General features: G+C 47.1%; 7 protein-coding genes. 4 read left to right on the forward strand and 3 right to left on the reverse strand.

Translation table 11 applies throughout. The annotated features are described in order from the left end of the window. Positions 1-212 precede the first annotated feature (212 nt). Positions 213-2,303 carry an alginate lyase family protein gene (locus tag OKS35_RS08315; RefSeq protein WP_264092840.1) on the reverse strand — a complete coding sequence of 697 codons (2,091 nt, stop codon included), beginning with the start codon at positions 2,301-2,303 and terminating at the stop codon, positions 213-215. A 114-nt stretch (positions 2,304-2,417) separates the two neighbouring features. Further along, positions 2,418-4,508, reverse strand: a complete 2,091-nt coding sequence (locus OKS35_RS08320; protein WP_264092842.1) for a heparinase II/III family protein — start codon at positions 4,506-4,508, stop codon at positions 2,418-2,420. Between the two features lie 311 nt (positions 4,509-4,819). Between OKS35_RS08320 and OKS35_RS08325 the strand changes: the two genes are divergently transcribed. From OKS35_RS08325 to OKS35_RS08340, 4 genes are all read left to right on the forward strand, one after another. Next, positions 4,820-5,263 carry a sigma factor gene (locus OKS35_RS08325; RefSeq protein WP_264092843.1) on the forward strand — a complete coding sequence of 148 codons (444 nt, stop codon included), beginning with the start codon at positions 4,820-4,822 and terminating at the stop codon, positions 5,261-5,263. A gap of 14 nt (positions 5,264-5,277) precedes the next feature. After that, a complete protein-coding gene (locus OKS35_RS08330) occupies positions 5,278-6,141 on the forward strand; it encodes a tyrosine-type recombinase/integrase (RefSeq protein ID WP_214690545.1) in 864 nt (287 codons plus the stop codon). 140 nt (positions 6,142-6,281) lie between these two features. Further along, positions 6,282-8,363 (forward strand): heparinase II/III family protein, encoded by a 2,082-nt coding sequence (locus tag OKS35_RS08335; protein WP_214815805.1) that lies wholly within the window; start codon positions 6,282-6,284, stop codon positions 8,361-8,363. A gap of 119 nt (positions 8,364-8,482) precedes the next feature. After that, entirely contained in the window at positions 8,483-9,589 is a 1,107-nt protein-coding gene (locus OKS35_RS08340) for an acyltransferase family protein (protein ID WP_264092846.1), read from the forward strand. A 401-nt stretch (positions 9,590-9,990) separates the two neighbouring features. On the opposite strand, the gene OKS35_RS08345 is transcribed toward OKS35_RS08340, so the two are convergent. After that, positions 9,991-11,934, reverse strand: coding sequence for a hypothetical protein (locus OKS35_RS08345; RefSeq protein ID WP_264092847.1), 1,944 nt, complete (start codon positions 11,932-11,934; stop codon positions 9,991-9,993). Positions 11,935-12,081 lie beyond the last annotated feature (147 nt).

Below are 12,081 nucleotides of genomic sequence, written 5' to 3' on the forward strand. Positions count from 1 at the left end.
TCATTCGACTTTTTACTTACCACGATTACCCCAAAGTCGTCCGTTTTTCCCTTATATGTACAAATCGCTCTAGTTCTAACGTAACGGAAACGCGTCCAATAAACAATCACAAATTGAAGATTTTTAAGGTTTTTACAATTTCCACAAAAAACGATTCCCTCATTATGTAAAGGACGACATCACTTCGTGAGAGCGTCGTGACGCTTTGTCCTTTATACGTCACGACTTTCCTCACATGGCACATGAATGACATGCTTCCCCCCATTTTCAATCCAATACGAGACGATGTACATCCCATCCCGCTCTTCGACCTTCGTATCGACGACACGCTTCCCGGTCCGGTCTAGTCGAATCAGAGTCAAAAAGCGAACTTCGCTACCATGTTCAATCGAAACGACTTGCTGGCGGGGAGTCCACTCCAAATCACGCATGGATACATGGCTCGGTTCAAGTGCCATATAAGCCTCTTCGCTTTTTAAAAGCTGAATGAATTGAATGGCTCGATTCGAGGCATCTTTAAATCGAACGTTGTGTTCTTCTGGTGTACCCGATACCAGGTCCAAACCGGGTGCCAGATGGAAGCGCTGGACAAAGAGGTCCGCTTCCGGCGCGACAATCCGATCAAACACGACAAGCGTTCGCGCCTTATCGTACACGACATGCCGAGTATGAATGGCCCCTTTTCCAATCAGACGGCTCACTCCGGTCGCCGTCATCTGTTTCCGCGCCTCTTTCACCTCTAGGATTCCGCTCTCTCCGATTCGCTCGATCGACAAGTCGAGCTCTTCTCCGAGTCGATGTACCGTATTGTGCGCCGCGACACGTAGTGCTTGCGCACGCTCAGGTCCGTCCACATAGCCATACCGACCGGTTTCGACGATGAAATCCCGCCCCAATCCATATAGTTCGAGACTCAAGTCGTCGGCATGTTTATGTGCACCCCCATGGTATCCCGCTGTCATCAGAATATAGGTAGCGTCACGAAACGGACGCTTTGCATGGTGCCAATATTCACGCATGACCGCATATTGAGAGCCTAGATTCGCCAGCAGTTCTTCTGGGCATTGTCCTTGTGTCCCTCCGCTCATGGCAAAGGCTAGTTCGGGAAACGTTTCAATCCGAGGAATTAAACGGCTTCCGCGAAGCTGTCCTCCCGTATCCCCCACGATCGGCAAGGTTTGGTTCGGTTTAATGAAATGCAAGAGGCGCTTTGGCATCCGATCGATGCGTCCAATCCCTTCCGGCAACGTGAATCCATTTAAATCGGCCCAGTCTCTAAATCGACTTAGCGTATGGTACACGTAAACGTGATAGCCGGGCGAGTGCTCCAAATGGGTCCCGTCCTCCGAAAGGCAAATGTCGAGTTGCTTATTCAACCGCGCACGCGCAATCCTTCTCCAATCCGCACTGCGATCAAACTCCGGAAAACAGGAAGCAATCGCAAACAGTGCCATATCTTGAAAGAGCCCATGGTTATGAAGCGGACGATAAAAGGTAGGGGTCGCCAGTAATGTCGCATGTTCATATAACAGATGTAACAAGCGGCACGTCACACGGGCATCATGATGGATCGGTGCCTGGCGATACGCTTCAAAGAAACGGAGTATATGGAATACTCGAATCGCCGTACCGTGCGCATGGTATGCTACACGCCCCCGCGGACCGCCATGCAGCGGATGATGGCTCTGCCAGCTATCGATGATTTGGTGTGCATAGTGCAAGTATCTTTCGTCTTGCGTCACCTCATAGGCATGAGTCAGTTGATTGACCGTCGTCAAATAGTGGAGTTGGAAAAGGAACGAGTTGTTGTTCACAGGTGGTAACATTTTGTTCCAATCGAACGTCCGAACATCACGGACGGCCAATGTATGCGGAAGCGATGGGATATACCATCTTCCGCTCAACGTCTCTTCTGCAAAATGAACCGCCTGTTCATCACGGATTTGTTCATAATGATACGAAGCGAATGTGCGCTTTTGTTTCATATAGTCACGGACGAGCAGTCGCTCCATCTTGTCTGTCAGTTTGATTTTCGAGAGGGGTTCGGTCATAAGGAGCATCACGTCCGTCGCGCGGACGAGTGCTTCCCTTCCTTCTCTATGGACAATATAATATCGACCGTATGGACGGATGAGCCGCACCGTCTCGGTCGTCTCGAGCCGACTGTCTGACACCATCCGTCTTCCCTTCCATTGATAACACATCGTTCCTGCCGAGACGACGACGTCCCAACCATCGCTCGCTTTCCCCGAGAGCGAACCCCGAAGTTGAGCCACGATCTGTTTTGCATGTGAATGTTCCATTCGTTCCCTCACTTGTCAGTTGTTCTACTTGAAAATTCTACCTTAGCAAATGGTGGGATTCAACAACTACTCCCATTGTCCACGTAAAAAAGCCTGGCAGTCGCCAGGCTTCAATCATTTTGGAACGTCGAGAGTATGGGTCTCGCCGTTGGAAAGTGTATAGGTAAGTTCATACTGATTAGCTTGTTCCTTGACCGTCGTGTCGACAATCGAGGTGTTCGTCCGGTCGATCCGCATGAGTGTGATGTAACGAACGTCCGTACCGTATTCAATGGAGACGACTTGGTCGCGAAGCGTCCACTCCGCATCACGGACCGATAGATGACTTGGTTGAACGGACATATATGACTCTTCGTCCGTCTCGAGCTGGATTAGTTGAATCGATCGACGGCGGCTGTCTCGGAACGTCACGTTCTGTGCCTCGGTCGTCCCTTTATATAGCTTCAGACCCTCTCCGAGGTGGAAGCGCTGGACGAACATGTCCGGCTTCGGTGAGGTGATGCGGTCGTAGACGACGAGCGTTTTCGCCTTGTCATAGACGAGGGTGCGGCGATGCGTCGCCCCTTTCCCAATCAACGCGCTCTCTCCGATGGCGACGCTCGTCTCTCCACGGTCTTCGGTCTTCACGATACGGCTCCGACCGATCATGCCTTTGCTTAAGTCCAAGTTTTCCCCGTATCGGTGGACGGTGTTATGGGCCTCGACTTTAAAGACTTCCTTCCGTTCCGGTCGTGCCGAATAACCGAAGCGACCCGTCTCGATGATGAAGTCACGCGCCAGTCCATAGAAGTCGATGCTCAAGTCATCGGCATGCTTGTGGGCACTGCTATGATAACCTGCCGTCATCATCACTTGTGTCGCACCCGAGAACGCCTCAGGTGGACGCGACCAATATTCGCGCATGAAGCTGTATTGATCCCCGATTTGCTTCGTCAACAGGGTCGGTGCCACGCCCTCTGCCCCTCCGCTCACCGCAAAACTGAGCTCTGGATATTCATTCGTCTTTGGAATGATGTTCATCCCTTGAAGGTGCCCGGTCGTGTCACCGAAGATCGGGAGCGTCCGATTCGGCTTCAACATGTAGGTGAGCTGATCCGGCATCTTCTCGATATAGCCCGAGCGTGAAGGCAGAACGAACTGGTTAGCCTCGGCCCATTCGATAAAGCGCGACAACGTATGATACACATACACGTGATATCGAGGTGAGTGTTCAAGGTGGACCCCTTCCGGCGAGATGCTATGGGCAATCTGCGCCTGGAGCCGCGTGCTGGCGGTCGATTGCCAAACCTTACTCCGGTCAAACTCAGGGAACGTCTGGGCGATGGCGGTGAGCGCCATGTCTTGGAAGATACCGTGGTTATGTTTCGGTTTGTAGAAGTCGGACGATGCCAAGATCTCCCCATGCTCATACAATGTTTTCAACATGAGCTCGGTGAAGGCAGGGTCCCGATAGAGTGACGTCTCTTTATATACATCCCAGAAATTCAACAAATGGAACACACGAATCGCCGTTCCTTGGTCATTGTATCCCCACTTGAGTCGTTTGTAGTTATAGGCCGGGTGTGCCTTCGTCCAACTTTTGATTAGTCGTTCGCCATATTTCAGATAGGCGAGGTCACCCGTGTCATTGTACGCTTGCGTCAACTGATTGAGGACCGTCAAGTAGTGGAGCTGGAACGGGAACGAGTTGCTGTCCACGGCCGGGACGTCCTTATGCCAGTTGAACGTGTCGATGTTTGGGACCGACAGATTGTTCGGTTTCGTCGGGATATACCAGTTGCCGGCGAGCGCCCGATCGGCGAACTGTTTCGCCTGTTCTGTCGACAGTCGGTCATATTCATACGGGATATGGGACTCGGTCTGCCCCATGTATGTATGGACGAGCGGACGGTTCGTTTTCGATTGGATGCGTGCTTTCGTCAACGAACGGGCCGGAACGACTTCCGCCTGGCTTTTCTTGATATAGATCCGTTTGCCGCCGGACATGGCAAGATAATACCATCCGGACGGGCGCACGATGCGGTATTCTTTCGTCGTGTTCGTCTTCTGTAGTGGGACCAGTTTCTTCCCCTTCATTTGGTGTAGCGTGGTCGACGGAGCGACGCGCACGTTGAAGTCCGAGTTGGCCGAAGCCGTCGTCATCGGTGCGAACAGGAGCATCCCGCTCAACATCCCGATGGATAATCGTTTATACAAAGGTTTCATGATTTTCCTCACATTTCCGGTTTGATTTCACCCTGTAAATTATATCCATTAAACGAATGCTAAACAACTAAAACTTGGATATCATTTACCTCTTGATCAAATCATCACCTGACATCCTCCTATAATGGTTGTTATAGAGAATCGATGCTTCCGATGGATAAGGGATACGGGTTGTGCCATACAGCATTTCCGTGCTGTGTCTGATTTGAGCTGACGAAACTTCAACGTTCGTGAGGTGCGAAATCTGCATAACAACCATTATGCTGTATCCACCTAGGAAACTTGAGACGCGCGCGGGAAAGCAGCCCACCATGCCAGATGCTAACGAACAAATCAGAGAGTGGGAGCCGATGATCTTTTACGTCATCCGACAGCTCCATCTCCATCCGAACGAAGTCGACGATGCCGCCCAAACGGCACGAATCGCTCTATGGCGTGCCCTTCAAGACGGCAAGACGTTAGGGAAAACGTACTGTTTCATCCGTATCCGCGGGGCCATCCTGAACGAACGGGCCAAACAGGCGAAGACGCTCCGACACGAGGTCGCGAGCGAACGACTCCCAGAACAAGTCGACCAGCGCGAAGTGCCCCTCTCGCTTTGGCTAGACGACAAGCGATCCACTTTACCAAATCGTCATTTCACCTTACTCTGCCATATGCTTCACGGGACCGAGGCATCGCTCGGGTACTCGCCGAGTCGACTACGCGCCTATAAGGCCGAACTGCAACGGATGCTCCGTGAGGACAACGAGTAAGAGGAGACAGGAAGATGACCTTACACATGAAAGACGCCGTCGCCCAGCACATCCACTATTTACGCATGACCGGAAAATCGGACAACACGGTCAGCCAGGCGACCTATAAGTTTGCCCGATTCGAAGCTATCATGGGAGAAGGCAGAACGCTCGACGAATTAAAAACGAGGCAGGACGTCATGCCGTATATCGACACGCTCCGTTCGGAAGGCTGTCAACCGGTGACCATCAACAACTACTTGAGCGCTCTTCGCGGCTTATACGATTGGGCCATCGCCGAGCATCTCGTCACCCATAACCCCTTTCATCAGTTACGGGTGAAAGTGACCGAGCGCCATTCAGCGGAGATCCCCTCCCCTAGACAATTGTCCGCTGTCATCGATGCCATCGACGTCCCGTTGTATCGTACGTTTTTAACCGTTCAACTCCATACGGGCATGCGGATCAACGAGGTCCGGCTGTTAAAACTCGATGCGATCGATTTGCAGGAGCGGTTACTCTATGTCCGAGAATCAAAGACGGGAAAGCCCCGGAGAATCCCGTTGAATGACAAGATTCACTCCGTCCTCTCCACCTATCTCGATGAGGAGCGACGTCCCGTCGACTCACCCTATGTGTTCCCGTCTGCACGAGGTGCCTTGATTTGTAAGACGACCATCAATCGTCACCTGACGACGGCTGCCACAGAGGTGCTCGGCTATCCTGTCACGTCTCATACGCTCCGCCATGCGTTTACGACGCACCTTTATGACAAAGGGGTCATGGAGACGACGTTATCTGAATTACTTGGCCACTCCGAACCGAAGACGACACGTCGGTACATCCGCGTCCGCGAGAATCATCTTCGCGATGCGGTGGAACGGTTGACGTTGGATTAAGGACCATACGAAGAAGACCGACCTGTGAGTTAGGTCGGTCTTCTTTTTACAATAAAGATGATATAGAAAATTAAGGGAATAAACGCACCTCATGGTATACTTTGAAAAAGAAGTAAATCCAAATTTATTGAGGTGTATGCATGAAACGAATATTACTCGTCCTCGTCTTAGTAGGGGCTTGGGGCATGACCCCGACAGACTCCGTACAGGCTGCGACGAACCCTTTCGATATCCGCTCCATCCCGAATGCGACCGTCTATGAAATGAAGAACGGTCGATTGACGAAAGTGGCAGCGTATTCGACAACGAAACGCTACACAGCCGTCAGTACGTCCGGCTGGTACTACATCGCACTGAGTCATACGAAAAAGATCTACATAAAGAAAAGTCAGGCCAAGCTCTTACTCGGTGACCCACTCACCGCTTCGAATTTGAAGTCGAGTGGAACGGCACGACTCGCGCATGAGTATATGAAACAGATGCCGCTTCACGCACCATATGAATATGAAAAATTGACACCTGCGCGCGCCGTCGACTACGCCAACCGTGCGATTCGTGGGGATTGGTCGATCCCGTCCAAACCATATCAATTGTCCGTCCCGAACGTCGATACGTTTAACTGGCACCGGGACATCCCGAGCTCGTCGAGCAATTCCTATCCGTTCCAAATTCATTATTTGACGGTGCTCAATCAATTGACCCAGGCGTATAACGAGACCGGCAATACTGCTTATTTGAAGTACGGGGTACGGGTCGTTAAAAGTTGGACGAAAGCCCATCCGATTGCGAACTACAAACAGTACCGTTGGCCGTATAACGACCACGGCACGTCGATCCGGACGTTCCATCTCTTGAATTTTTGGGATGCCTATAAATCTTCTTCGCTCTATAAAGATACGGCCTTCACGGGACTGATGTTACGGACGCTCCACGACCATGGCACGTTACTCGCGACGTCTAGCTTCTATAAAAATGATCACAATCATGGGATATTCCAAGACATGGCGCTTACCGCCATCGCGCAAACGTTCCCACAGTTCGACCGGAGCAGAACGTGGAAGACGCTCGCAGATAGCCGCCTCGACAAACAGATCCGCCACAGCATCACGTCGGACGCCGTCCATCTCGAGCATTCACCCGGCTATCAATCCTATATGTATCATGTGCTCGACCGCTTCCTCATCTGGGCAGAAGCGAACCGTTTCTCACTCCCTTCGAGCATGGCACGGGTCGAACAGATGCCGAAGCAACTGACGTATATGATCAAACCGAACGGGACACTCCCGATCTTTGGAGACACGTCCGGTGTCAGACGGAACACCTCGATCATTCCGCATATCGAGGATTTCCCCGAGCTCGTCTTCGCCCTCACCCAAGGGAAGGAAGGGACACGCCCACCGGTCACGGCGAAACGGATCAGCAACCAATACAGCTTCATGCGCGAATACTGGGCATCTCCACCTCGCGCGTTCAATCAGGCGACCCAGGTGATGATGACAGCCGGCTATCACAGCAGTGCCCACAAGCATGCCGATGACTTGAGCATCGACCTGTATGGCCTCGGCCGCGACTTCATCATCGAGACGGGTCGCTACGGCTATACGAATCGCCCCGAACGTCAGCGCGTCTTCGGTGTCGATGCCCATAATACCGTCCACCGTGACGGGGCGAATCTCGACCTCCGCTCCACGATGCGTGGGAAGAGCAACATCAAGACCGTACAAAATCTCGGTTCGACCCTTCTTACGATTGGGGAGAGCCAGCTCATCGGGAACGGGGCGACGCATCGACGGACGCTCGTCTACGACAGAGAACAGACACTCATCGTCTACGACCGAATCAGTTCACCCGCAACCACGAAGTTCGTGCAGCGGTTCCATCTCGCCGAAGGTCTGAAACTCCTTCAAAGTTCGATGGCGACCCAGAACGTCGTCTACGGTGATACGAACGGACGAACGATTCAGCTCATGCAGCTGAATCTTAAAAATTCATCGATGCGCAACAGCACGAGCTTCGTCGCCGTCGAGGATTACGAATGGAAGCCGCGTCCACAAGTCATCTCATATAATACCGGGAAAGACGTGCGCTACCTCACGCTCATCCGACTCGACCAGTCGAAGACGACGATTCGGTCGGCCAGTGTGAAAGTGTCCGGTTCGAGCTACATCGTGACTTATACGCTCTCGAATAAAGAGACGAGACAAATTCGCGTGCCAATTTAACGAGAACTATATTTTACAGTTTCAACACAAGTGTCTGAATCAAATAGACACACCGTCAACAGCGTGATAGATTGTTTGACGAAAAGAAAAATAGGAATGTATAGAGGAGATTACATCAGTTGCAGAAACTCAGTTTTTTAGATGCCCTTCGCGGTTACGCCATCCTCGGGGTCGTGTTGACGCACTCGACACGGTCCCTTCAACAATTGCCCGATTGGTTATACCATATCGGGATACAAGGGTCGCGCGGCGTCCAACTCTTTTTTATCGTCAGCGCCTTCACGTTATTCTATTCATTGGAGCGCTATACGGTATCGCGCCAGATTCCGCTTCAGGACTTCTACACGAAGCGCTTCTTCCGGATCGCACCGATGTTTTACGCCGCACTGCTCTTCTACTTGAGTTTTGATCTAATCAATCAATTCATCGGGGTTTCGACGGCCTATCCAGACGTGACACTTTCCCTCTTGGTCTCGACGTTGACGTTCACGAACGTCCTGCATCCCGAGTGGTTATTCAGTCTCGTGCCGGGCGGTTGGTCCATCTCGAACGAATTTTTATTTTATGCATGTGTGCCGTTCCTGTTCAAATGGATCAAGACAGCGCGTCAAGGGATCTTGTGGACAACGTCGACGCTCGTACTCAGCATCGTCCTGCACCTCCTGACCGAACAGAGTCAGCCATTCATGGACGTGAAGAGTTTCGCCTTTTATTGGTTCCCGAACCAGCTGCCGATCTTCTTGATGGGGGTCACGTTGTATCTCGTGTGGCGCGACCAATCGTGGTCCGTGCGAACGCACTATGCGATGACGTTCGGCTCAATTGCGTTACTGATCGTACTCGGGATTACTCCGTATGATGTCTATAGCGCATTTCCGAAACATGCGCTGTTCGGTCTCGCCTTTTGTCTGTTGGCTCTCGGCTTATCTGGTATTCGGGGACGCATCCTCAAGCATCCGGTGATGCAGTACATCGGGCATATCAGCTTCAGCCTGTACCTCGTCCACTTTTTCGTCCTCGACTGGGTCAATCACCTCTTCAACGAGACGTGGACCCAGCAATATAACGTGACGACGGTATGGACGTTGACGTTCCTCGTGACGCTCGTCGTCTCTGGCGTGATTGCGTCTGTCACATACCGGATCATCGAGCGACCAGGAATTCAGCTTGGACGTTCAATCATCCGTCGACGACAAGAACAGCAACAGCGAAAACAAACTGCATAAAAAATAAATTCTCTACTGTCAGCTATACAAGATGTATAGCTTAAAAAGACGAAATGGCTCGAATCCTTAATTTGATAGGATTCGAGCCATTTCGCTTTACATTGAAATCATATACAGGCGTGTGATGCCATAAATTTGTGTCGTTCTTTCGTATAAGGCAGACAGTAAACCTTCAGTCGTACAAACTCTGTGCTTAAAAGAGTCTCTTCTGTTCGAGCTTACTCGCTGCGGACTTGACGTCGAAATTTACAATCACCTTTTCATAGAACCTCTATGCACCTCCCAATTCGTAGCTGGGTTTTCGTCTGACTGTATGTTTTGGGAGGAACTTCATTTTACAAGAGGAAAGCCCTGTAGACTTTTATATTCATTTTGAATGTTGTACTTATTTATATTATTCATTATTTTTTTGGTGAAAAATAAGAGTTCCCCACCTCTAATATTCTCATAATGTGATCATAGTCTTTTTCGGAAATCTCATTATTTGCAAACATGTTATTTAGTATTGTAATTAAAATCTCTACATCAAACTGATTTGTCTTCAATGTTCCATCTGTTTTTGTGTTTGTACTGAATTTATGACAAAGAATCAATTTTGTTTTTCCGGGAGACTCCCGAACCATTTTAAATATCTTAAATGTTCCGTCTTTTGAAAGGTCAAATTCAAAATAAGTTAGATTTTTCTCACGTCCCATATATCCAGTAATACTTATAGTTATTAATATCAAGCTTGAAACCACTTGAATTAAATGAGTAGACAACCAAAGAAAGTTTTTATTCGAATGTGGAATTAATGCTTCAGGAAAAGACACGTTAAAAATAGCAACTGAAAAGGCATATTCGATGTTCTTCCAAAACGACGATGATAGGATACCGGTACACATCTTAAATTCTACATTTGTATAAATAATCAAGTGGTTTAGCATGTATATCGCAGAAGCAAGAATTGAAATCTCAATTACGCTTTTTATTGCTAACCAAATACGATCTGTACCATTTAGAAAACTATTGTTATATCCTTGTTCCGTTAAATCTCTGTAAAAAGCTTTTCCGATTTCAAAAGTTCTCAAGAACATGCGTAAAAAAATGGCCCATACTAAAAAATGCACTATAAATAATTCTAAAGTATCTGTCAAAACGAGTTTTATTATTATATTGGCAACAATAAAAATAAATATTCCAATGATAAGATTGTTTTGATTTCTTAACTTTATATTTGTAGTTCTTGTATTCATTAAACTTTCCGAGTAACTTCTTTGGTTATTAGTGAAGACTTTTATTAAATGAATCAGTTCAGAGAGGTGTTGACCACCTTTTATTTTTTTAAAAGAATTAGAAACAAAAATTCTAAAATCACGACTATCTTTTAAATCTAGATAGTATGATTCTTTGATTGAATTTCTCTTCATATTTGGTCGGACAAATACCACATGTGCATTTCTTGAAAATTCTTTCAATAGACCGTTAATTTTACTTACATCATTATTAAAGAGCATATTGATTAAAGTAATATTTTCAGAATTTCTTTTTGATTGCTCCGCTATTCTATACTCTATAAACAAAAGATTTTTAATGTAATCCCATAATTTGGAGTCTTCTTTTTTAATAGCATCTTTTATGAAAAAGTATAGTGAAGATAATACATAAATAATAATCCCTATAATAATTATTAATGCTCGTTCATCTTGTCGGAAGTCAATAAATGCACTTGATACTATGAACGAGAATAACAGCAAAATAATGAAATAAAAATTTTTTGTAATGTCATATCTCCATAAGAAACTTAAGACACTAATAAATAAACTTATTGCTAAAGTATAAACATAATAATCTAATCTTACCGAGTAGTCACTGCTATTAAAACTTTTTAGAAGTACAAGTAGAAACATAATAGTACTAAAATAGACAAAATTAAAATCTAAAAGAATAAATCCAGTAATTATCAAGATTCCTGCAGCTGAAATAAACCAAGAAAAAGGTATTGCGGGCAATGAGAAATCTGTGCTAAGAAATCCAATTACCATAAAAAGTGTTATATGTACAAATAGGCCTTTATGATATTGAAGAAAGGCTTTAACAGAAACAGTTAATGCGTTTCCATGCGGTAAAAACCAAGATCCATCTAGCCTTGAAAAAAAACTCATTACATAAAAGAAAATGTATTGAAGAATTACAAATCCCAATAAATAAATTACATAATCAGTTTTATTTGAAAAATCAATAATATTTATTTCATTCAAATTATCCTTATGTGTAATTTTCAAGAGAAAATATGAATATGCAAGCATCATGAAGTAGAAAACAATATAATAAATGATTGCACTAGCTGTACTTTTTTTGTTCATTAGTTCAATATCCAATCAGTTTATTGTAAATTTTGATTCACATATGACTATTCACAGAATTATATAAAGTCTTATAAAATCTTATCCTATGATCTAATCTGCGTATTTCTAGTAACTTATCCGATTTAATCGATTTTTGATTGAAGA

This window comes from Exiguobacterium sp. N5, assembly GCF_025842465.1.
Taxonomy (GTDB): domain Bacteria; phylum Bacillota; class Bacilli; order Exiguobacteriales; family Exiguobacteriaceae; genus Exiguobacterium; species Exiguobacterium profundum.

Bases quoted from the DNA above. Each gene is read 5' to 3' on its own strand.
- OKS35_RS08315 (WP_264092840.1), bottom strand. From the start codon at position 2,303: ATGGAACATTCACATGCAAAACAGATCGTGGCTCAACTTCGGGGTTCG.
- OKS35_RS08320 (WP_264092842.1), bottom strand. From the start codon at position 4,508: ATGAAACCTTTGTATAAACGATTATCCATCGGGATGTTGAGCGGGATG.
- OKS35_RS08325 (WP_264092843.1), top strand. From the start codon at position 4,820: ATGCCAGATGCTAACGAACAAATCAGAGAGTGGGAGCCGATGATCTTT.
- OKS35_RS08330 (WP_214690545.1), top strand. From the start codon at position 5,278: ATGACCTTACACATGAAAGACGCCGTCGCCCAGCACATCCACTATTTA.
- OKS35_RS08335 (WP_214815805.1), top strand. From the start codon at position 6,282: ATGAAACGAATATTACTCGTCCTCGTCTTAGTAGGGGCTTGGGGCATG.
- OKS35_RS08345 (WP_264092847.1), bottom strand. From the start codon at position 11,934: ATGAACAAAAAAAGTACAGCTAGTGCAATCATTTATTATATTGTTTTC.